Source organism: Paraburkholderia edwinii, from assembly GCF_019428685.1.
Taxonomy (GTDB): Bacteria; Pseudomonadota; Gammaproteobacteria; order Burkholderiales; family Burkholderiaceae; genus Paraburkholderia; species Paraburkholderia edwinii.
Map to the genome: position 1 here is coordinate 2,755,046 of NZ_CP080095.1, position 21,034 is coordinate 2,776,079.

A 21,034-nucleotide genomic window follows, 5' to 3' on the forward strand; every position below is an offset into this window, starting at 1 on the left:
GCCGCACGAGCTGTCATCATCGTCCAGTGGCCGCAGCAGGTTGCTGACCCGTACTTGCGAAAAAGTGCGCCGCCGCGTCGATTTCGGCATCGGTCATATTCCGCGCAATGTTACGCATCTGCGCATCGATGTCGTTGTGGCGTTCGCCCTTTGAGAAAGCCGTCAATTGCTCGTGTAGATACGACTCAGGCATGCCCTGTAGCAAAGGCGCGGCCGCCTTGTGACCCACACCCCCGTGGCAAGTCGCACACGCAACGATGTTTCTCACCGGCGCACCCTGCGCGACGATCGGCGGTGCAGTCGGCTCGTCGCCGTAGCGTCGCGGCATATCGGCTTTTCGGGAGCCGAAGAACATCGCAAGATCTCGCGCGTCGCGCTCAGTGAGGCCCGCAGCGATCGTCGTCATAATGACGTTGGTTCGCGCACCCGATTTGAAATCAATCAGTTGCTTGTAGACGAACGCCGCATCCTGCGCCGCAAGGTCCGGCGCCACCTGTAAGCTCGCGTTGTGACAGCCTGAGCAGCGCGTGGCGAGCGTCGCGCCACGGCCAACCGCCTCGTCGTTCGTCACACTGAGCAACTGTGGCGTCACCATGACCGTGCTCCTTTGCGCACCCGGCGTCACCACATCGCTGGTTTGAGTCAGCCAGGGGCGCGGCACACCGGCCGCGCTGCAGATCGCGTTCCAGATTCCCTGAAACTGCGGGTCACGCTGTGCAGAGGGCAGCCAGACGAAGCCGATCAGCGCCGATACGAATATGACTGTCAGCATGCCGCCCGCGGCCGTCACTAACCAGCGGTTCTGCAGAGAAAAAATGCGCTCGTTATCCATGGCTGCCCCCTCGCGCGACTGGAATCGCAGGAACCGAGGTTCCTGCTCGAGTGAGCAGCGATGCGACGGGATACCCGTAGTTGAACACCGTCAGCGCGATCATCAGTGCGAGCCACAAGCGAAAGCCGTTAAGTGCGGCCGGTAACGCCTCGCTTTGATGGACCGGAACGCTAAAGCCGTATTCGCCCGGTTCGACGCGCGGAGATCGATGGGCACGCACCAGAATTGCCACGAACAGTGCTGCCGATACGAGAACGACAAGTGCGCCTGCGACCGACATGATGACGGGTACAGCCTGTGCGGCAATTTCGGCGTTCGTATAGTCGTAGTAGGCCATGCGTCGCGGCATGCCCTGAATGCCTGTCAGATGCCACGGCAGCGTGAGCACGAGCATGCCGATAAACCATAGCCACAATTGAACGCGCATCAGCTTGAAGTCGGTCATCGCGCGGCCGGTCAGATGAGGCCACAGGTCGTAGGCGATGGCGAAATACATGATGACGACCGCACCGGCAAAAATTAAATGAAAGTGCCCCGTCACCCACTGTGTGTTGTGGATCGTCGAATCGAGCTGGTAGCTCATGTTGATGAGACCACCTGCGCCGCCAAGACCCAGCATGATGAACGAGAAGCAGACGGCCAGCATCATGGGGTTGTCCCACGGCAGCGCCTTGAGCCAGCGCAGCCTGCCGGAGCCGCCGCGCATGCGTGCCGCAATCTCGACCGACGCACAGATCGTGAACACTGTCAGCAAGGTCGGAATCGCGACGAGCGTAGTAAAGACCGAGTGCAGGAACTTGAAGCCCGATCCAACCTGAGGATCGGCGAACAGGTGATGAATACCGATCGGCATCGACACGACCAGAAACAGCACGAATGAAACTCTTGCCATCGAATCGCTGTAAAGCCGCCCGCCGATCGCGCGAGGGACGATCGTGTAATACGCGATGTAGGCGGGCATCAGCCAGAAGTAGACGATTGCGTGCAAGGTCCAGGAAAAGAACACACGCGCGAGCCCGGCATTAATGGTGGATTTGAATCCGAGTGCGACCGGAAGGATCTGAAAAATCAATTCGATCGCTGCACCCACAGCCGTCCAGCCCCACAGATAGGCACTCGCGACACTCGCGAACATCGCAAGCGGAACCGGCTTCCCTCGATTCGCGCGCTTCCAGACAAGCAGGTTGACCGACATTAGCGCGACCCAGATCCATGAGCCAACGACGATCAACACGACGCCGATGTAGTAGAGCGCACTGCCGATCAGCGGCGGATAGAAGGTGTACAGCACCGAAGCCGTACCGATGGCGATTGCAATGACTGCCATCACGAGACCGGCAAGCACCAGCACGAAGCCTGTCCACGCCCAGCGTAAGCCGGCGAGCGTCGTCTTCAGCGAAAGCTCGGTAATGGCATAACCGAAGCCCATCGCCACCAGAGTGGGGAACACATAGCCCATCGTCGTGCCGTGCGCCGTCACCGAGCGGTAGTAGAGGTCCGGATCGTTAAGCGGCGGATGCAAGGGACTGCGGGCAACCATCTGCCACGCGCCCAGCACGAGCGCGATGGCGAAGCTCGCGAAGGCGAGCCAGAAATGAGCAAGAACGAGTTTTCGGTTAACGAGCACAGCTTATTCTCCGTCCGCGGCTACGACGCATGAGGTCGTCGAAAGTACGCTTCTCGATCACTTTGACGTGAGCCCACATGCCCTGATGTCCGGTTCCGCAGAACTCGTGGCACGGCATCAGATGGTCGGCGGGATTGGCGAAGGTCGTGTGAAACGTGGACACGTAGCCGGGTTCGATCATCGAATTGATATTGGTGCCGGTGATCAGCATGCCGTGGATCACGTCGGCGCTGGTCGCGCGAAACGTGACCGGCACGTTCGCCGGCACAAGAATGCATTGCGGCGTAAATGAATATTGCTGGGCAACGATGCGCACCGTGACCGATCCGTCAGGCTCGGTCGCGGTACCCAGATTTTCTTCGACGAACTCGCCGCTCGTGTTCAGCGTTTCTGGCTGTATCGTCTCGACGCGTGACGGCGGCATCATCGCCCAGTGCAGGCCGGTGAACACCACCACACCGACGAGCACGAGCAGAATCGCGCTCATCAGCATCGCCCACTTCCGTTCAATGCGCTCGATGATGCTTTTCGAGGCAGACTCCGTTCCGCGCGTGCTCATTGAATGACGCCGCGCGGCAGAAACACGAGAAAGTAAAAGGCGAACCAGATCGCGAAGACGATCGCAGTCGCGGAGCCCGCGAGTACGATCGCCCCTGACGGCCCCGCCTGCACAATGCTTTCGATATCGGCTTGTTTCTCTTTACTGACAATCATACGTTTCGGCTCGGTCGATGAATGAGTCTTCGATCAGGAACTTGCACAGACACGCAAGGAGCGGACAGTGCCGCCACGATGGAAGAATGCGTCCGGAAAGTTGGATTCAACGCATTCGCGACTTTATGCCAACGTCACCGCCCCTATCAATCGAAACGACGTATGCTTGCCAATACATTCGTATATTGGGTGAATGGAAAATGCGGGGAATCGAGTTAGATTCCCGTGTGAAGCCGTTACGGAAAAGATCAGCAGTCCAACCGGAAATCTGATCTGCAGCGACAGAGGTGGTTATTGATGATGGAACGCATCTGAGGTCGCGACGGACCACGCCGCAGACGCGTGGATATGCTTACGTGCATCGGTGCGATCTTGCATATGCGTGTGCAAGCCATATCGATTTTATTCGGCAGTATGAATTCGATCACTATGTGCGATCATGCGCGCTTGCGAAATAAAAAAGTGAAAGTCGATACGGATGTATAAACTGCGTCTGCGAACAACTGGCGTACTATTGCGCTGACATTGCGCGCTTCTCCATGGACATCGATCGGTTGCAGAGGCCCGCCTGACACGATTAAAAAAGCAGAACCTTGCTCGCATTTCAAGCAGGTTCTGCTTACTGTTCCCGAGAGCACAAGATGATCGTAGTCGTAGACGACGACCCGTCTGTTCGTGAGGCCGTCGAAAATCTCATTGCCTCCCGGGGCCTGCCAGTGCGCAGTTATAGCTCGGCGGAGCAATTCCTTGCCTCTGGTGATTTTGATTCGGTTACCTGTGTGGTGACGGATATCCAGATGCCGGGGATGAGTGGCCTGCAATTGCAGCATTACTTGCGCGCGATTCACTGTTCAGCGCCGGTGATTCTGATGACCGCCTATTTCGACGAAAGCGCACGGCGCGAAGCGATGACCCGTGGTGCCGCGGCGTATCTGATCAAGCCCTTCAGCAGCGCCGGTCTGATCAGGGAAATCCATCGCGCACTCGCGTTGCGCGAGTCGTCGTGAATTTTATTCGGCTGGCAAGATGGACGAATAGTGACTCATGTCGGACTTTTTGATTCGATGTCCAATATAAAATTCGTGCCCCTTCTAATCTCTTCGCTCTGTACTCACGCGTGGCGTCGAGGCAATGCGCGGAGGTAAACCGCACACCAATACATAGGAGCTGGGCGTGGCAGCATCTGCAATTGCATCGGACGATCAGCTTGGTTCGATGGTCTTCGTCGTCGACGATGACGATTCAGTTCGGGAAGCTCTTCGAGGATTACTGAAATCCGTGGGCCTTTGTTCGAAGGCTTTTTCAACCGCGCAGGCATTCCTCGAATTCGACGAGGCGGACACGGGCGCATACGCAAGGTGTCTGGTAGTTGATGTTCGTATGCCCGGGATCGGGGGCCTTGACCTGCAAAACCGTCTCGCGCAAAGAAGGCGCGTTCCGCCGATCATTTTCATGTCGGCGTTCGGCGACGTCGCCATGACGGCCAAGGCAATGAAAGCGGGCGCGCGGGACTTCCTGTCCAAACCGTTTCGCGATCAGGACATGCTCGACGCAGTCTCCTCAGCGCTGAAATACGACGAGCAGAGGCAAGCGATCGAGCAATCGCGCGAAAGTCTGGAGACGCTCTATCGTTCTCTTTCCGGCCGCGAGCGCGCGCTTCTGCAGATGTTGGGCGATGGGCTGATGAACAAGCAGATTGCCTCGAAACTCTGCTTAAGCGAAGTCACCATCAAGACGGGGCGTAAGTCATTGATGACAAAGATGAAGGCTCGAAGCTTCGCACAATTGATTAAGATGGAAGATATGATAAGAGGATTAGACGACCGCTGATGTCAAGCGGGTCGCACCACACGTAGTATTAGCCATTTGCTTAACCGGCGCGCGGCATCCTGCGGATGCAAGCTGTTTGATCCCGGTTGAATTTCGGACGGTCTTGTGTCTCAGGAATAGAATGGAAAGGCGCCCCGCTGGGAATATTGATGAACACCATGCCTGTGAGATGTTCTGTGCGACTTGACTCATCTCATACGGAGATGACATGAAAACCGCAGGTACACCGATGGACTGGTTCGCGAGCCCGGTGGCCGACACCAGCGTCCAGGCCGCTTGGGAGCGTCTGATTCAAGGTGGTAATTCGTCAACGGATGGGTTGCGTGGAATTGTTGGCGAATCCTGGCGCCGATGCCTGGATGGCCGCGTGGATCCCGATGCAGCCTGTGCTCCACCTCCGCTGGAAGAAGAACCGCTCTTCGACTTGCGTGCGAGGAGCGGCCAACTGATGCGCGCCAGCGTACCGTTTATCAATCAGACCCGTGAGTTCCTATCGCAGACAGGGACCATCCTGTTGCTCGCAGATCCAGATGGGATGATTCTGGAGCATGCCGGAGATACGCGCATTATGGGACCGGCCGGTGAGGTTCATCTGGCGCCCGGTTGTATCTGGAACGAGCTCAGTTCCGGGACCAATGCGATCGGCACTGCTTTGGCGTTGATGCAGCCAGTACAGATACATGGCGCGGAGCATTTCTGCGCGGGAATCAAACGGTGGACGTGCTCCGCTACGGTAATCCGCGATCCGGTCGACCGCACCGTACTCGGCGTCCTGGACGTCTCGGGACTTGCGAAAACATACAACCGACATAGTTTGGCGTTTATCGTCTCAATGGCCGGGCGTATCGAAGGCAGCCTCGGCAAGCTCGCCATGGAGCGGCGACTGCGGCTGATGGCATGTTGCTGGGCCTATTGCTCCGGGCGTGCGGACGGCGTGATTGTCGTGGACGATCGCGGACGCATCGTCAGGGCAAATTCGCAGGCCCCGGCCGCATTTGCGCGGCTTGGTATTTCGGGCGCCCTGGAGAGCGCTTTTCCCATCCCGGACATCACAAGGATCGCCGCAGGGTCGAAGGCGCCGCAAGAAGCAGCGTGGCTAAACCTCGCGCGCATCGAAAGGGTTTCCGAAGGCAGCGAGCTACTTGGCTTCATGCTAATCGCACCAGCGGTCACCCGACGGCCCACTTTGCTCTCCGACTCGCCGCTTGCGGCCCCATCAACGCCAGCGCCCGCGTTTTCCCGCATTGTTGGCACGAGTCCCGCGCTGAGTGCAACGATCCAGAAAGCGCGACAACTCGCAAAAGCGTCGGTCCCGGTGCTCATCGTCGGCGAATCGGGTGTGGGCAAAGAACTGTTTGCGCAAGGAATCCATCAGGCTAGCGAGAGGGCCGACGGCCCCTTCATAGCGTTGAACTGCGGCGGCATGTCGCGCGATCTTCTAACGAGCGAACTCTTTGGTTACGCGGAAGGGGCGTTTACCGGCGCGTGTAAATCGGGCATGACGGGGAAAATAGAAGCTGCGAATCACGGTACGCTGTTCCTTGATGAAATCGGAGAAATGCCTCTCGACATCCAGCCCTATCTGCTGCGCGTGCTGGAAGAAGGAGAAATATATCGACTAGGCGAGAACACGGCTCGCAAGGTCGACTTCCGCCTTGTCGCCGCAACGAATCGCGATCTGCGTGCGGATGTGACTGACGGCAAATTCCGCATGGATCTGTACTACCGGCTGGCCGTCACCCACATCGCGATCCCGCCGCTGCGTGAACGCAAGGATGACTTGCAAGGGTTGATCGAGCACTGGCTGCATGTCTTGCGCGAACGGTACGGCGCGGTCAATGCCGTGTTCGACGACGCGGCGCATGCCTGCTTGTTGAACTATGCATGGCCGGGTAACGTGCGTGAGTTGCGTAATGCGATTGAGTGCGCGGTGCTCATGACCGAAGGTGGCGTGATCACGGTGAATGAGCTTCCACCTGAGGTGCGCGTCAACGCGTCTCCCATGGACGCCCGGCCGGCGGCATCCTTACCCGGGGGCGAGCTTGCTCGCCAGAAGGCGCGCTCTCTGGAAACGGCGGAAGCGGAGGCGATCCGGACGGCGATCCAGCAAAGCCAAGGCAACCTGACTCAGGCGGCGGCACAGCTAGGCATAGCAAAAAGCACGCTGTATCTGAAGATGAGCAAGTACGCCTTGACGCGCGATTCTGTCGCAGCACGGCGCGTCATTCGATGACGTAGGCCTGTGAAATCTACGGTCACGTGGATGCCAATCTCTTGCAGCCCTGTCATACCGGTGTCCGTGTTTCGCTAGCCTAACGCCCGACGGCCTCTGCGCTTAGCTTGAAGAACTCCGACGGGCGGTCAGAATGTCGTCCGCAAGTCCGTACTTCGCGATCTTCTGATAGAGCGTACTCTTCGCGACTCCAAGTTGTGTGGCCGCCGCGGTGAGATTCCCCCGAGACTGCTGTATCGCGAGCCTGATCGACTCGGCTTCGGCCTGCTGAAGTGAACGCACTTCGCGGGGCTCCGCCTCGGAAGGTCCAGTCGATGGCTGATCTCGCGCACCGGCAAATAAATGAGGGGAGTGGATTTCCGCTGGCAGATCGCCAACTTTGATCACGCCGTCGCAGGCCATCAGCACCGCGCCTTCGATCGCATTGCGCAATTCGCGCACGTTACCGGGCCACGCGTAGTTCATCAGACACTCATACGCCGTGTCATCGATTACGACATCGTCGGTGCCAAAGCGGTCGCGCGAGACGCGTAACCAGTGTTCGAGCAGGTCAGGCAAGTCGGTTTTACGTTCTCGCAGCGGGGGGATTGAGATGTTTGTAACGGCCACCCGGTAGTAAAGGTCGGTGCGGAACCTTCCATCAGCGATTTCCGCTCGCAAATCCCGATGCGTTGCCGCGATCAAACGGAAATTGACCTTCCGGGCCGTGTTCTCTCCGAGCCGAAAGACCTCGCCTTCCTCCAATACGCGTAGCAAATGCGGTTGGATATCGAGAGGCATCTCGCCGATTTCATCGAGGAACAGTGTGCCGTTATCCGCCGCCTCGATCTTTCCTGTCATGCCAGATCTGCGTGCGCCGGTAAATGCACCTTCTGCGTAACCAAAAAGCTCGCTCGTCAACAGGTCCCGGGACAAGCTGCCACAATTCAGCGCCACGAAGGGGCCATCGGTCCTCGTGCTGGACTGATGGATGCCGCGCGCAAACAGCTCCTTTCCCACACCCGTTTCGCCGAGGAGCAAAACCGGAACTGCAACTTTGGCAAGCTGCCGTGCTTTCTGAAGAGCGGCGCGCAACAGAAAGCTCTTGCCGATGATGCGGGAAAACGCGTGGGTAGGCTCGGATTCAACCGTCAGCATTGGATCCCGCCGTGAACTGGCAAACCTGATGCTTACCGGAGCAATCAACATAAAACCGAGCGTATCAGCGCCGTCTTTGACGCGTTCGATTCGCGCCATGCGAAGCCACTCTGAAGATTGCGGCGGCGCTGCCCCCTCTGCGATTGCCGCGATGTCCGGGATCGGGAAGGCGCCTTCCAGCGCGCCCGCGACGCCGAGACGGGCGAATGCGGCTCGCGCCTGTGGGTTCGTTTTGATCAGGCGTCCGAACTCGTCGACTATCGCCACACCGTCCGCACGTCCGGAACAGTATGCAAGACTGTTCTCCAGCAGGCGCAAATGGCGCTCCATGGTGACCCGGCCGAGTCGGTTCTCGATCCGTGAGGCTAGCGTGACAATGAATGGGAGACTGTGCTGACTGTAAGTATGGGCAAGCCCTGAAACATCGACTCCGCCGAGCACAGTGCCGTCTTGCGGATCGCAGATCACAGTCGCGGCGCACGTCCACCGTTTCATCGCCATGCAGAAATGTTCCGCGCTATGGATCTGTACAGGCTGCCGCAGAGCAAGAGCAGTACCAATTGCGTTAGTCCCACCCGTGCGTTCCGTCCAGCTGCAGCCAGGTATCAAGCGGAGTTCCCCCAATGGGCCAACGATGCGCGAGTCACCTGCCAGTTCGAGAATCGTTCCGTTTGGATCGGTAAGAACCAGCACGGTTTCTGTCTGACACAGAAGCTCGCGGGTCTGCTCGATAAGCGGCGCAACGGCGTTCAATAGCCGGTGATTCCTGGTTCGCAGGTCGAAAACACGGTTTTCGTCGAGGGGCGGGGGGCCGCTTTTAGCGTCAGGGTCTACCTGTCCATCCAGGCATCGCTGCCACGAAGCGTCAATGATCGCGCGCACACCGCTGAGAGGCGGCTCGCGTCCCTCGATCACGCGCTCCCACGCCGACATGACGCTGGCATCCTGATCCGGACTGGAAAACCAATCCAATGATGTGCTCGTCGTTCTCACTACGCCTCCCGTCGGGAGCGCTTCCCGAGGCGAGATCGTTCCTGCGCCGGCATGACTTCGACAGCTTTATTTCCTGAAGCCTTCTTGACGGCTGCCGGGCATCGTCGCCGCGCCACGTGAATGATCTGGTGCGGAGAACCCTCAATTTAAACGGATCGCTTGTGGGTTCCGCTTTCATTCGACCGCAGCCCACTGATCTAAACGTCCGCCTATGCCGGGGTCTCCGTCCGAATTCTATGCGCTAGCCGTATGAAAATCGAACGCTTAAGCGATGGGCGATTACGGACGCGCAAGTGGGTACGTGAAAACTTCCGCGAAATCAATAACATGCGATAGCCGGATCGTCCTGGCACAGTCAGTGCATTAACAGGCGCGTACCCGCCGCTCTGGTCACATCTCGTGGAACAGCCTCGGCGACATCACACGAGATGCTTCAGGAGTGAAGTCTTGCACAACGGAACCATGCCGGTGGCGACGCGGCATCTCCCCGGACTGCTGTGTAGCAGGAGGATATTGTGAACATGCAAACACCTGGCCTTAAGTCAGAAAATAATGCCCCGCCGGTAGTCCTGGTGGTTGACGACAATGCTTCAGTCCGTGAGGCGATATCGGAATTGCTCAATTCCGTGGGCATTGTGGTTAAGCGCTTTCCGTGTGCCCAAGACCTGTTAAAGCAGATCGGGGATTCCAACGATGGTGAAATCAGGAATGCAAATTGTTTAATTCTTGATGTTCGTATGCCAGGAATGGGAGGACTTGAACTTCAACATCGACTGCATACGGCAAACTTTAACGTGCCAATCATTTTTATCTCCGCGCACGGTGACGTCAGGATGACGGTTGACGCGATGAAGGCCGGTGCGTTGGATTTTCTGAGCAAACCGTTCCGCAGTCAGGACATGCTGAACTCCGTCGGGACTGCGATTGAGTACGACCATCGTCGTCGAGAGATTGACCGCCGGAACAATGAGCTTCTTGTCCGGTATTCAACCTTGACACCGAGGGAGCGAAGCGTATTGGCTCTTGTGGCACAGGGATTGTTGAATAAGCAGATTGCGTGGGAACTGGGTCTCGCTGAAATCACGATCAAGGCCAGCCGATCGCATTTGATGAGAAAAATGCAGGCAAGATCAGTTGCGGAACTGGTTAAAATGGAAGCCTGTTTAAATGAAGCGACCGCAAATCAAGGGGAAAATACGATCTCAGGAGAGGGTCGTCAAATTATTAGTAATTTTTCGCTGCCCGAAGAAAATCGACCCGGCTATTCTTGAGCTGGCAAGATGCTCGTCTTTTATCCGGTTGCTATGCAACGCGGCGATGTTCTCTGAAATTTGAGCACTTTCGCTCCTCGGGTATTTTTCCCTGCAGTTTTTTGATGCGCTGGTATATCGACAAGCTACCCATGTCGCATGTTGAAATCCGAAAAGACGATAGATTTTTATGCGATCCTTCATAAAATAAATCTACCCAAAACGGATAGGGGAGTTTTTTAACGAGGGATTTTTAACATACCCAAGGATTTGGTCTTGGTCTACACCACCCAGATGTAACGGGTGATCACATGAAGGGTGCTGCAATGTTTCTCACTTTGCATCGTTGGATTTTTATCGGCTCAAACGCATATGATGAGTACGTTTTCGTGCCGTGGCTGAATAGAAATGTTTATCTTAGGACCGTCGATCTAAGCCGTGTTTGCGTCCAATAGACGCACGCCAATGTGACCACGTAGTCGCAGTCACGTGCGCACCGGTAAGGCCCGCTGTGCAGTCCTGTTCGAGGCACTTGAGCACCGGTGCCTTCGAAGTCCAGCGTGCCATGACTCACTACGCGAGATCCACCGTACCATGAGGGAGCGCATGTCTCGTTCGGCTCGAGACAGCAAAGCGCTTCAAAGATCAGCCCGAGTTCTTGAACTTTTCACGCGCATCAGCCGGTAGCCTCGGCTACTAATCATTGTTTTAAAGCCGCTATGTATTACATATATATACCAATAGAACATTGACCTGCGTTTGTAAATTTAATCTAATTGATAATGCAGAAAAGACCTCACGAAACTGCGAACACACTTGATCGGCTAACGGCGAAATCATCCGAATTTATGGGAGATTCAAGCCCTTAGTTAGCTTTCTCCAGGGGCATAGCGATCTACGATGAAACGTTCTATATTGGTTTAATGTCTGACAATGTCAATTTCTGGCTGGTTTATTCTTGCATTGGCTCTTTCGCTTGCCAATTTCCCGTTTGTCACAAATAGGTTTTTCGGCATTATCCCGCTTCGGCAGGGTAAGGGATTTCTGGTCTACATGGTGGAACTGGTCCTGGTGTATTTGATTCTGGCCGTTACCGCTTACGCGCTCGAGTCGCGTATGGGTACGGTGTTCGTCCAGGGCTGGCAATTCTATGCCATCACCGTATCCCTGATCGCTGTATTCTCATTTCCGGGTTTCGTGTGCCGCTTCCTTCTATGACGTCAGCACCGGTTAGTAAATAACCGCGAGACCGCGCGATCTCCTGTGCTACAAGGTTACTTCTCTGGCGAGTCGCGGGCGAGGGGGCGGTGCGAGGGGCGGTGCGGGAGAGCGGCCGAGGTTAGGGGAGCGGAGTGTCTGCTTGCTCAAAGTTGGCCGATTAACGTCGCAATAATGACGGCAAGAAGGAATAGAGACAATGCGCGCCGTGCAGACATGATTTCTGGTTTCTCAGCGCAAGGCGGCAGATACTGTATTCCCGTCGTCATCGGCCGGACGAGGTTTCGTCGCTTGACGATCCAGTAAGCGGCAACTGCGGCTATGTGAATCGTGACGAGTGCCATCAGGAAATTAAAGAATAGTCCGTGTGCGGACACCAACATATCCACAGTATTAGCGGAAAAAATCCCGAAGAGCGGCCCGACTCGGGCAACGTCGTTATGCACAAATAGACCTGTCAATACCTGCATGGACAGGACAAGGATAAGTGCAAGCATCATCCATCCGCCCGCGGGGGTGTGTCCGATGTGAGTCGCCTCGGGTTGCGAGAAGAAGCCGCGGGCGTATGCCAAGGCAATCGAGGGCCGTACGAGGAACCTGTGGAACCGTGCGGTATCGCTACCCCAAAAGCCCCACAGACCGCGGAAGATCAGCAAGGTCAGTATCAATCTTCCGAGCCAGACGTGACACGTCATCCAGTTGTACCGGGATGTTACGTATGCCGCAATGACGAGAGCAACGATTGACCAGTGGAACACTCTCACCGACAAGTCCCAAACACGGACGGGCTCGCGCGCAAATTCAGTTGAAGGTGACTTCGATGCCTTATCCAAACAGTGCTCGTTTCAGGTAATGATGTGGCTTGACTTGATATTGAAAGTGTAGATTACGGCGTTGCGATCACTAAGACCACAACGCCTCTACTTCGTATCATGGTTTCATACTGGAGTATTTCGCATGCTTATCAATTCGTATTCCCGATAAATTGATCAGCCGTTTCACACAGAGCGGCATGCATTCCGCTCGAACGATGCCCGCTGTGAACCAGTCTGTCCGCGATCGCAGCAGAGTCCTTCCTATGCGAACGCGTCACCGTCATCCTCGTAGCGAATCAACGGACATAGATGATCCGTAACGGTAGATGCCTCCGTGCGCGGATGCTTTGATGCGCTATGGCGTGGGTGCTTGCGCGTCGTGCTACTCATGTCGTATGCCGTGGTATAGAGACCAGATACTCATTGGACGTTGCGACGTGTGGCACATGCCCCTACTATCGAGCGCGGGTGTGACATACCGTCTCATCCAACGCCCGCGCTACGCACAAATCGCGACTGCAAAGGGCTAACGAATATATTGTCCCGGCCATTCTTGATGCGTGTGAAGACGTCTCTTGAATGGAACACATCGCTGAGTAAGCAAGAGGAGTTTGAAATGAAGTCGTGCCGCCGTGAGTTCATCGTAGGAAGCGTTGTGGGGTTTGTATCGACGGCACTTTGGCCGCTTGCCGCGCATGCGGCTGAGGAACTGTCCGAGACGGATCCGAGCGCAGTCGCTCTTGGCTACCGAACGGATGCGACTAAGGTGGACAAGGTCAAATTTCCAAAGTACGCCGACGGCCAGACATGCGTGAGCTGCCAGTTTTACCAGGGCAGTGCATCTGCAAAGACCGCTATCTGCCCGCTGTTTAGCGGTAAGACAGTCGAAGGAGCCGGTTGGTGCAATGGGTATGTGAGGAAAGGGTAACGATGCTGGTCGGCTTCGCTGACGCGATAAAGGCGTGGCTCGGGTCCGCCTGAGGCAGGGCGGCCGCGAGACGTTCCCGAGACATTCCCAACAGGTCGATGCCTCGGCGTCGCGACCCGCCTGGAACTTCGCCATGCAGACTAGTTTCAGGCTGGTCGCTTCGTCAAGCTCACGCCGGTGAACAGCCGGCGTGGGTCTCGTTCGCAACGGAGACCCACGGCGTTGGGCACGGGACGACCGGCGACAAGACGAGTGTCCAGGGGGCCGTCGAGTTCTCACATGGCGTACCGCATCTACGACCGGGCATCCACGTCGAGATGAGCGGAATTTGCAGCGGATTCGCCCGTGGTCTGCCGTTTCGGAAGGACCCAGCCGGGGCGAGGGAAGTGACAGGTATAGCCGCCAGGCACCTTCTCAAGGTAGTCCTGATGTTCTGGCTCGGCTTCCCAGAAGTCGCCGACGGGCTGAAGCTCAGTGACAACGTTCCCTGGCCACAGACCCGACGCGTTCACGTCAAGGATCGTCTCCTCCGCCACCTTTTTCTGCTCGTCGCTCGTATAGAAGATCGCCGAACGGTAGCTTGTGCCTACATCGTTGCCCTGACGGTTCCGTGTTGTGGGATCGTGGATCTGGAAGAAATACTCGAGAATGCGTCGATAGCTCGTCTGTGATGCATCGAAGACGATCTCGATCCCCTCCGCATGAGTACCATGTTTGCGGTAGGTCGCATTGGGCGTGTCGCCTCCGGTATAACCGACGCGAGTAGCGATAACGCCGGGAAGCTTGCGGATCAGATCCTGCATTCCCCAGAAGCATCCCCCAGCAAGAACAGCGCGCTGATGCATGTTAAAACCTCCTCAAAACCCGTTCGAGAGATCTGTGGTCGCGATGGACGAAACGAAGTGAAGCGGAATTGATGCGGTAGTGACCACGCCGGTCAGCTCTTGCCCCCGGCTTGATAAGGCGCGACGACGTGACCGATGGTACACCTCATCGAGGCAACATCCCATCTATCAGTGCAAGGGCGGATAGCCGCGGCTATATATCCAGTCAGACCCTTGCGCTGGCACATGACAGGACAGACAGTCCTTCTTGTAATCCGTCGAGGTCGTCTTCCTGCGATCAGTTGCGTCAAACCAGGCCCAACCCCAATTTTCTCCCCAAAGCTTGTTTTGCGGAAATCGGCCGCTATCGTCTTTCACCATGATGAACCAGCCCGAGAGCGTGTCTGCACTACTGACGGTTCCGGTTGTCATAGATTGAGTGGTTGACTTGAACACTTCCTTCACGAGAACCGTGCCATCCGGAAAATGTCCGTCTTTGCGATACGCGGCGATGGTTCCTGGAGAGGCATAGACCACATGCATCTGATTTGAGCCTGGACCGTTATCGGCAGCGACCGCCCAGCTGCCCAGCAGCTGATAAGCGGTCCGGTAGTCGTCGGGCACGTGCATATCGCCCTTGCCGTCGACAACAGTGGCTGCGGCAGTTCCTTTGTACGGTACGCGCGTATCAGTCTGCCCGTAAGCAGTGACGGCGACCGTCATGGACAATGCTGCCAGGGCGACGCCCAAGACACCGACAATTTTCATGACACTGTTCCTCGCGTTTGTGACCTCGTTTAGTTTCGCGCTGGAAGCCGTACAGGTGCAACGGATCTTTAGTATCTGTGCAATATGCACGTGTATGCCGTCGAGCTTTCGCGCGTAACGATCCACAAGCCGATGATCCTGCCGAAGAGGGCAGGATACCGAAGTCAGGATGCCGGCACTTTCCGGTTCCTCAATATCGCGCTGACGTCGTCGCGCGTACGCGTGAACTCACTCTCGAAATCAAGCGTGCGACGCGCAGCGGACATCGCCATCAGGACGTCTGTACCGCCGTCTTCGGAACGCTTGAGCCAAAACCAGAGACGCCGCTCGCGGACGTAGAACATGGAAAAGATACCTATAACGAGAAAAAGGCTGCCGACGTAGACCAGCGACTTACCTGGCGCGCGAGTCAACTGGAACGCCGAGGCCTGTACCTGCGTGAACGAATCGAGTTGAAGAAAGATCGGCGCGCCATAATAAAAGCTGTCCGACAGGGCATCGATAGAAGAGCGGATAAATGAAATCTGCGAAGGATATGGCGTCGCGTTGGGTTCGCCATGCTCAACCCTCGAAAGCTGCCAGAGATCCCACATCACGCCATTGAGCGTGCGCAGAAGCTCCCTGGCGGTTTCTTCCTGCTGCACCTTGGGCACTGAGTGATCAATCAAACCGGCAATTGCCGGGAAGCCGCCCGCTGCCGACGCAGCCGCCGTCGGCGCCCCGTCCGGCGTCACGCCGGCGAAACGATCCAGCAGTCGGGACACTTCCACTTCCGTACGATTCCGCGTATCAGCGTCAGCGCTCAAATACGAACGCCGTACAAATAGGGATACTGCCCGGTTACGCATGCTGGGATTTTGCAGGGCGGCGCGCAGGTTCATCCAGTCTCGCACTGAATTATGTTCGTCTGCAGGAATCCGAATAAAGCGGAACGGGTCGTTGATGCCTAATCTCACGCCAGCCAGAAACATCGGTTGGCCTGACACGTTGACGGGAAGCATAAAAGTTCGGTACTCGTGGGCTTGGCCGTTGACATCGCGGACCTTATATTCCATCGAGGGTCCGAGGTTTCTCAGGCTCGTCGCATGATTGCTTTTCGCGCCCGATCCCAGTCGCGCATCAATTTCATCCACGAGCGCATGTTCTTTTGAAACCCGTTGCGCACGATGGGCGTCTTGAGCGTTTCCTGCGTCTTCGACGTTGATCGAACGGAAGTCGGTGAATTCCACCGTCTCCCGATCGATGCTGGTCATACCGCCTATGACACCCTGCAGCGGCTCCGTGGCTGCCGTTCTGCCCGTCATTGGCCACACCGTCATCGCTACCTTTGAACCGCCGTCCTGGAAGCTCGACTGATAGATTGAGATGCCGTCGTATGTGAACGGCTTGTTCACCTCGACGCGCGCTTGAACGTGCCTGCCCGTCTTATGATCCGTCACTACGATGTCACTTGCGAACAGCTTGGGCATACCCGTCGAATAGTAGTCGACGACGAATTTCTTTAGCTGGATTGAGAACGGCAAATCCTGGATCAGTGAACCGCCTGGCCGGTTAAGTATCGCCGAGCTGGTTTGTTGGCCTTCCGGTACGACCGAGAACGCGCGGAACGTCGGATTCGAAGGCGATAGCCGATGGGCCGGCGGGATTGCGTCAACGTCGGTATCCAGCTCGGTCGCTGTCTTGCCGAAGATCCACATCTGCAATTCAATGGGCAGATTACTGTCCAGTAGACCACCAGCGCAGATGACGACAATCGCCACATGCGCCAGAATGTAGCCCAGCTTTGTGAGTGCGCCTCGTTTGCCTGCGATCAGTATCTCGCCCGTGCTGGTTTCACGAATGACCAGTCTATAGCCCAAGCGGTGCCCCAAACGCGTTAAAAGCTCTGCTGTATTGGCGCAATTCATGGCGGTCGAGTGGAATTCACTCTTATGGCGGAATGCACGCAGGCTTGCCTCGCGTATTCGATCTTTCCAGCTCCGCGCGTCCTGGATCATTTTCGGGGCGTTATGAATGACGCAGAGTGAAACAGACACTACGATGAACATCAAGATCAACATGAACCACCACGCCCCGTAGACCTCATACAGACCGAGGCCGCGGAAGATGTCAGCCCAGAACGGACCGAACTGGTTCACGTAGTTTGAGTACGGATCCTCCTGTGTAACGACGGTACCGATGATGCTCGCGATCGCAAGTATCACCAGTGACGCGATGGCAAAGCGCATCGACCTGAAGAGGCCAACGGCACGCTTCAGCTTATGTTTAGTTTCGTGAACTCCTAAGCAGATCTGGCCTTCGGCCGTCAGACGCTTACTCAAGGGCACTCCCGAGGGTGAGGATTAGGTGGTGTGGACGATGGGTATCCACGTCATATCGAACAGTCCTAGTCCTTCGCACGGATACAAGCTATTCGGTCCTCCAATTTCTACACCACTTTCTAAGGAGAACAAAGGCCAACCGGCTATACATGCGTATATCGTGAAATCTCGCGTGCGCTATCAGGACAACTCGAGCGAAAGTACATGATTCATATACCAACAGTCCGTTGATTCATCGAACTTCAAAGTATCTAATTCAACAGCCGATATAGGCAACGGACTGGGACAATGTGAATCACACTTAGATCCCGGTTACCTCGTTCATGTAAAGGAGAATCCGCATGTTGAAGCGACTCTCGGTCATTGGTGCCGTGGTGATTGCGTGCACGGCATCGTTTAGCACCGGTGTCTGGGCTGACTCTGATGGTCAGGATCTACCCACAGTAAAACGACAGCTTCCGGAATACACCGCAGATGGCCAGCTGCTACTTCCGAAGAATTTTCATCAATGGATCTACGTCGGGAGTCCGTTGACGCCGAACGCCCTTAACGGCGGCAAAGCGAACTTCCCGGAGTATCACAACGTGTACATCGAACCGGGTTCGTACGCGATCTACAAAAAGACTGGCGAATTCCCGGAGGGAACCATCTTCGTCAAGGAGCTTCAGCTGACCACGCAGCAACAGTTCCCCGATGGATCGAGGAATGAGCCTTCCGGTCGCGGTTACTTTCCGGGGAAGTTCAATGGCGCTGATGTCACCGTGAAGGATTCAAAGCGCTTTGCAGCGACAGACGGCTGGGGATACTTCAATTTCAATCACTTTGAGCCAAAGGCAAAGATGGCAAAGGTGAAGGCGAAAGAAGAGTGTGCGTTCTGCCATATCGCGAGCGCAAAGAAGGACGATGTGTGGACGCAGTTCTACCGGTTGCTGGATGATGATGGCCACCTGAACCCCAACTACAAGCCCGGAACCTGATAGGGCGTGCTGCCTCGTTGTGGCTGATGGTAGGCCTCACGGGGCATGCAACGCACCCTGTCGGCCGACTCGAGCGCCCACCTGGTCTGACCGCTAGTGCCAAACCTGTCCTCCACTTCCACTCGCATGAGCGCATCTGAATTGCGCGCGACCGTGGCGCTTGCGTCGATCTTCGCGCTTCGCATGCTCGGTCTTTTCATGATCATGCCGGTGTTCTCGATCTACGCCAGAACGATTCCCGGCGGCGACAACGTGTTCCTCGTCGGCGTCGCGCTCGGTGCTTACGGCGTCACGCAGTCGCTTCTGTATATCTTCTACGGCTGGGTATCGGACAAGATCGGCCGCAAACCGGTTATCGCGACGGGCCTGCTGATCTTCGCGCTCGGCAGCTTCGTGGCCGCGCTCGCGCATGATATGACGTGGATCATCGTTGGCCGCGTGATTCAGGGGATGGGCGCCGTGTCGTCGGCGGTGATCGCGTTTATTGCGGATCTGACGTCCGAAGAACATCGCACGAAAGCCATGGCGATGGTCGGCGGCAGCATCGGCATTTCGTTCGCTGTGGCGATCGTCGGTGCACCGATCGTGTTCCAGTGGGTCGGCATGAGCGGGCTCTTTGCACTGGTCGGCGTGTTCTCGGTGCTCGCGGTCGGTGTTGTGCTGTGGGTCGTGCCCGATGCGCCGAAGCCCGTGCACGTGCGTGCGCCGTTCAGGGAAGTGCTGCACAACGTCGAACTGCTGCGGCTCAATTTCGGCGTGCTCGTGCTGCACGCGACGCAGACCGCGCTCTTTCTCGTCGTGCCGCGCATTCTCGAAGCGGACGGCCTGCCGGTCCACTCGCACTGGATGATCTACCTGCCGGTGATGGCCCTGTCGTTCGTCATGATGGTGCCCGCGATCATCGCGGCCGAGAAACGCGGCAAGATGAAAGTGGTGCTCGTCAGCGCCATTTTCCTTATCCTGATCGGCCAGTTACTACTGGGCGCCGCTCCGCATACCATAGCGATCGTGGCGGCGATTCTGTTCGTCTATTTTCTCGGCTTCAACATTCTCGAAGCGTCGCAGCCTTCGCTGGTCTCGAAGCTTGCGCCCGGCACGCGCAAGGGCGCAGCGGTCGGCGTCTATAACACAACGCAGTCCATCGGGCTTGCGCTGGGCGGCGTGGTCGGCGGATGGCTATTGAAAATCGACGGATCGAGCGCGGTGTTCTACAGCTGCTCGGGGCTTGTTTTGTGCTGGATTGTCATCGCCACCGGAATGAAAGTGCCGGCGCGAAGACTATCGAGCCGTGTTGGGGCGAGCGTAAGAAGCTGAATATACGGGTCTGTGCAAGTTCCTGACCGTAGCTCCATTTATTGATTGAACGAGAAGCACATGATTGCCAGCCAAGAGCAACAAGACGATATCAAAAGCACCGTGCACGCAGCAAGGACCTCAGGGGCGATCGCACTTGTCGGCGTGGCGCCAGCAGTGCTGGGATTGGGCTATCCGTGGTATCTGGCGACTCTGCATGACTTCGCCGCTGAACGACATGTGTGGTCGGCTCTACTGGCGCTCGCCCTGACACTTGCCGTTCCCGCGAGTGCCTTCGCTAGCATTTATATTTTGGGGCGCCAATTGACCGTCACCCCCGGCCGAATCGCGCTACAACGTCTCGCGCATTTGACATTCGCGTCGCCACCATTGTACGTAATCCTTGGCGTTTTTCTGTATTTGATGAAGATCAATGGCGCAGACGCAAGAGTCTGGATGGTCATGTGGCTAATGATTCTCTGTGGAACGCTACTCGTGTTAGTCACTGAGTCCAAGGTGGGTGCGGCAGCCAGGTCTGTTCGACTCAACACGGCTCCGGTGCGCGTGGCACACGGTGTGGCATCAATCACCATCATCGTCCTTTTCCTGTTTCCACATCTTGGCAATCACGCGGTCGCAATATTGGGCGTCGACACACATCGAGCTGTCATGCTCGTCCTCCGGCACCTATACCGTGCTGGATTGATCGAACCTGCCTTGATTGCTTTATTCCTGTTTCAGATCGTCAGTGGGTTAGTGCTCATCGCCCCGAAGATTGGCTCCACGCGGCAGGGCCTGCTCGACGTATTGCAGACCGCCTCAGGCGCCTATCTGGTGATCTTTATCGCCTCGCACATGAATGCGGTATTCGTGCTGGCACGCTATTTTGGCACCGATACTGACTACGCCTGGGCGACCGGGCTGCCGACCGGATTGTTGGGTGATGCCTGGAACGTACGCCTGATTCCACACTACGGGCTTGGCGTATGGCTTGTGCTTGCCCATATTGCCTGTGGCCTGCGCACGGTAATGCTGAGTCATAACGTTCCCAGCCAACGGGCCAACGCAATCTGTTGGGCGGCTATTGCCGCTGGGACGCTCTGGTCCACGGTGATCATTGCTGGAATGATGGGCGCGCGGATTTGATGCGTGCGTCTCGACAGCGGGGAGCTACCACGTCGCGATAGTGCGGAATCGAAGGATGTAGGCAGTTCGTCGTCGCGTCGCTGAGCTATAGCCAAAGGAATGAAACTTTCGTTTGCAGCGACAGGGCG

Annotated in this window: 18 protein-coding genes; 9 read left to right on the forward strand and 9 right to left on the reverse strand. The window is 56.6% G+C overall.

Annotation, left to right across the window (positions count from 1 at the left end):
* Positions 1 to 16 precede the first annotated feature (16 nt).
* Genes KZJ38_RS12170 through KZJ38_RS12185 form a run of 4 tightly spaced genes read right to left on the reverse strand, consistent with a single transcriptional unit; the run spans position 17 to position 3,173 of the window.
* A complete protein-coding gene (locus KZJ38_RS12170; RefSeq protein WP_219796149.1) occupies positions 17 to 832 on the reverse strand; it encodes a c-type cytochrome in 816 nt (271 codons plus the stop codon).
* Positions 825 to 2,459 (reverse strand): cbb3-type cytochrome c oxidase subunit I, encoded by a 1,635-nt coding sequence (locus KZJ38_RS12175; protein WP_219796150.1) that lies wholly within the window; start codon positions 2,457 to 2,459, stop codon positions 825 to 827. Before KZJ38_RS12175 ends, KZJ38_RS12170 begins: the two co-directional genes overlap by 8 nt.
* Positions 2,449 to 3,018 carry a cupredoxin domain-containing protein gene (locus KZJ38_RS12180; protein ID WP_219796151.1) on the reverse strand — a complete coding sequence of 190 codons (570 nt, stop codon included), beginning with the start codon at positions 3,016 to 3,018 and terminating at the stop codon, positions 2,449 to 2,451. Before KZJ38_RS12180 ends, KZJ38_RS12175 begins: the two co-directional genes overlap by 11 nt.
* Positions 3,015 to 3,173 (reverse strand): hypothetical protein, encoded by a 159-nt coding sequence (locus tag KZJ38_RS12185; protein ID WP_219796152.1) that lies wholly within the window; start codon positions 3,171 to 3,173, stop codon positions 3,015 to 3,017. The genes KZJ38_RS12180 and KZJ38_RS12185 overlap by 4 nt, the downstream gene beginning before the upstream one ends.
* A gap of 641 nt (positions 3,174 to 3,814) precedes the next feature.
* Here KZJ38_RS12185 and KZJ38_RS12190 point away from each other — a divergent pair.
* The 3 genes from KZJ38_RS12190 (at position 3,815) to KZJ38_RS12200 (ending at position 7,236) form a co-directional block, all read left to right on the forward strand.
* Entirely contained in the window at positions 3,815 to 4,180 is a 366-nt protein-coding gene (locus KZJ38_RS12190) for a response regulator transcription factor (protein ID WP_219796153.1), read from the forward strand.
* Positions 4,181 to 4,346: 166 nt separating this feature from the next.
* A complete protein-coding gene (locus KZJ38_RS12195) occupies positions 4,347 to 5,003 on the forward strand; it encodes a response regulator transcription factor (protein WP_246641451.1) in 657 nt (218 codons plus the stop codon).
* Positions 5,004 to 5,211: 208 nt separating this feature from the next.
* On the forward strand, positions 5,212 to 7,236 hold the full coding sequence (locus tag KZJ38_RS12200; protein ID WP_246641452.1) for a sigma-54-dependent Fis family transcriptional regulator: 2,025 nt from the start codon (positions 5,212 to 5,214) through the stop codon (positions 7,234 to 7,236).
* A 102-nt stretch (positions 7,237 to 7,338) separates the two neighbouring features.
* On the opposite strand, the gene KZJ38_RS12205 is transcribed toward KZJ38_RS12200, so the two are convergent.
* A complete protein-coding gene (locus KZJ38_RS12205; protein ID WP_246641453.1) occupies positions 7,339 to 9,345 on the reverse strand; it encodes a sigma-54-dependent Fis family transcriptional regulator in 2,007 nt (668 codons plus the stop codon).
* A 542-nt stretch (positions 9,346 to 9,887) separates the two neighbouring features.
* On the opposite strand from KZJ38_RS12205, the gene KZJ38_RS12210 reads away from it, so the two are divergent.
* Both KZJ38_RS12210 and KZJ38_RS12215 read left to right on the forward strand, forming a co-directional pair.
* Complete coding sequence (locus KZJ38_RS12210) at positions 9,888 to 10,637, forward strand: response regulator transcription factor (protein WP_219800287.1); 750 nt, start codon at positions 9,888 to 9,890, stop codon at positions 10,635 to 10,637.
* Positions 10,638 to 11,549: 912 nt separating this feature from the next.
* Entirely contained in the window at positions 11,550 to 11,834 is a 285-nt protein-coding gene (locus KZJ38_RS12215; RefSeq protein WP_219796154.1) for a DUF2818 family protein, read from the forward strand.
* A gap of 146 nt (positions 11,835 to 11,980) precedes the next feature.
* Here KZJ38_RS12215 and KZJ38_RS12220 read toward each other — a convergent pair whose 3' ends face one another.
* Positions 11,981 to 12,667, reverse strand: a complete 687-nt coding sequence (locus tag KZJ38_RS12220) for a cytochrome b/b6 domain-containing protein (protein ID WP_219796155.1) — start codon at positions 12,665 to 12,667, stop codon at positions 11,981 to 11,983.
* A gap of 598 nt (positions 12,668 to 13,265) precedes the next feature.
* On the opposite strand from KZJ38_RS12220, the gene KZJ38_RS12225 reads away from it, so the two are divergent.
* Positions 13,266 to 13,577: a high-potential iron-sulfur protein gene (locus KZJ38_RS12225; RefSeq protein WP_219800288.1), complete on the forward strand. Its 312-nt coding sequence runs from the start codon at positions 13,266 to 13,268 to the stop codon at positions 13,575 to 13,577.
* Between the two features lie 293 nt (positions 13,578 to 13,870).
* Here the strand turns inward: KZJ38_RS12225 and msrA are convergent, their stop codons facing one another.
* The 3 genes from msrA to KZJ38_RS12240 all read right to left on the reverse strand — a co-directional run bounded on the left by msrA (position 13,871) and on the right by KZJ38_RS12240 (position 17,397).
* Complete coding sequence (msrA, locus tag KZJ38_RS12230; protein ID WP_219796156.1) at positions 13,871 to 14,422, reverse strand: peptide-methionine (S)-S-oxide reductase MsrA; 552 nt, start codon at positions 14,420 to 14,422, stop codon at positions 13,871 to 13,873.
* Positions 14,423 to 14,590: 168 nt separating this feature from the next.
* Complete coding sequence (locus tag KZJ38_RS12235) at positions 14,591 to 15,169, reverse strand: cytochrome P460 family protein (RefSeq protein WP_219796157.1); 579 nt, start codon at positions 15,167 to 15,169, stop codon at positions 14,591 to 14,593.
* A 164-nt stretch (positions 15,170 to 15,333) separates the two neighbouring features.
* On the reverse strand, positions 15,334 to 17,397 hold the full coding sequence (locus KZJ38_RS12240; protein ID WP_219800290.1) for a cytochrome c biogenesis protein ResB: 2,064 nt from the start codon (positions 17,395 to 17,397) through the stop codon (positions 15,334 to 15,336).
* A gap of 434 nt (positions 17,398 to 17,831) precedes the next feature.
* Here KZJ38_RS12240 and KZJ38_RS12245 point away from each other — a divergent pair, with 434 nt between their 5' ends.
* The 3 genes from KZJ38_RS12245 to KZJ38_RS12255 all read left to right on the forward strand — a co-directional run bounded on the left by KZJ38_RS12245 (position 17,832) and on the right by KZJ38_RS12255 (position 20,906).
* Positions 17,832 to 18,467 carry a cytochrome P460 family protein gene (locus tag KZJ38_RS12245; RefSeq protein ID WP_219796158.1) on the forward strand — a complete coding sequence of 212 codons (636 nt, stop codon included), beginning with the start codon at positions 17,832 to 17,834 and terminating at the stop codon, positions 18,465 to 18,467.
* Positions 18,468 to 18,593: 126 nt separating this feature from the next.
* Positions 18,594 to 19,781, forward strand: a complete 1,188-nt coding sequence (locus KZJ38_RS12250) for an MFS transporter (RefSeq protein ID WP_219796159.1) — start codon at positions 18,594 to 18,596, stop codon at positions 19,779 to 19,781.
* A gap of 60 nt (positions 19,782 to 19,841) precedes the next feature.
* Positions 19,842 to 20,906, forward strand: a complete 1,065-nt coding sequence (locus KZJ38_RS12255; RefSeq protein WP_219796160.1) for a hypothetical protein — start codon at positions 19,842 to 19,844, stop codon at positions 20,904 to 20,906.
* The last annotated feature ends 128 nt before the right edge of the window (positions 20,907 to 21,034 follow it).

Coding starts and splice junctions, on each gene's coding strand:
- KZJ38_RS12170 (WP_219796149.1), bottom strand. CDS start 832: ATGGATAACGAGCGCATTTTTTCTCTGCAGAACCGCTGGTTAGTGACG.
- KZJ38_RS12180 (WP_219796151.1), bottom strand. CDS start 3,018: ATGAGCACGCGCGGAACGGAGTCTGCCTCGAAAAGCATCATCGAGCGC.
- KZJ38_RS12185 (WP_219796152.1), bottom strand. CDS start 3,173: ATGATTGTCAGTAAAGAGAAACAAGCCGATATCGAAAGCATTGTGCAG.
- KZJ38_RS12190 (WP_219796153.1), top strand. CDS start 3,815: ATGATCGTAGTCGTAGACGACGACCCGTCTGTTCGTGAGGCCGTCGAA.
- KZJ38_RS12200 (WP_246641452.1), top strand. CDS start 5,212: ATGAAAACCGCAGGTACACCGATGGACTGGTTCGCGAGCCCGGTGGCC.
- KZJ38_RS12210 (WP_219800287.1), top strand. CDS start 9,888: ATGCAAACACCTGGCCTTAAGTCAGAAAATAATGCCCCGCCGGTAGTC.
- KZJ38_RS12215 (WP_219796154.1), top strand. CDS start 11,550: ATGTCAATTTCTGGCTGGTTTATTCTTGCATTGGCTCTTTCGCTTGCC.
- KZJ38_RS12225 (WP_219800288.1), top strand. CDS start 13,266: ATGAAGTCGTGCCGCCGTGAGTTCATCGTAGGAAGCGTTGTGGGGTTT.
- msrA (WP_219796156.1), bottom strand. CDS start 14,422: ATGCATCAGCGCGCTGTTCTTGCTGGGGGATGCTTCTGGGGAATGCAG.
- KZJ38_RS12235 (WP_219796157.1), bottom strand. CDS start 15,169: ATGAAAATTGTCGGTGTCTTGGGCGTCGCCCTGGCAGCATTGTCCATG.
- KZJ38_RS12240 (WP_219800290.1), bottom strand. CDS start 17,397: ATGCGCTTTGCCATCGCGTCACTGGTGATACTTGCGATCGCGAGCATC.
- KZJ38_RS12245 (WP_219796158.1), top strand. CDS start 17,832: ATGTTGAAGCGACTCTCGGTCATTGGTGCCGTGGTGATTGCGTGCACG.
- KZJ38_RS12250 (WP_219796159.1), top strand. CDS start 18,594: ATGAGCGCATCTGAATTGCGCGCGACCGTGGCGCTTGCGTCGATCTTC.
- KZJ38_RS12255 (WP_219796160.1), top strand. CDS start 19,842: ATGATTGCCAGCCAAGAGCAACAAGACGATATCAAAAGCACCGTGCAC.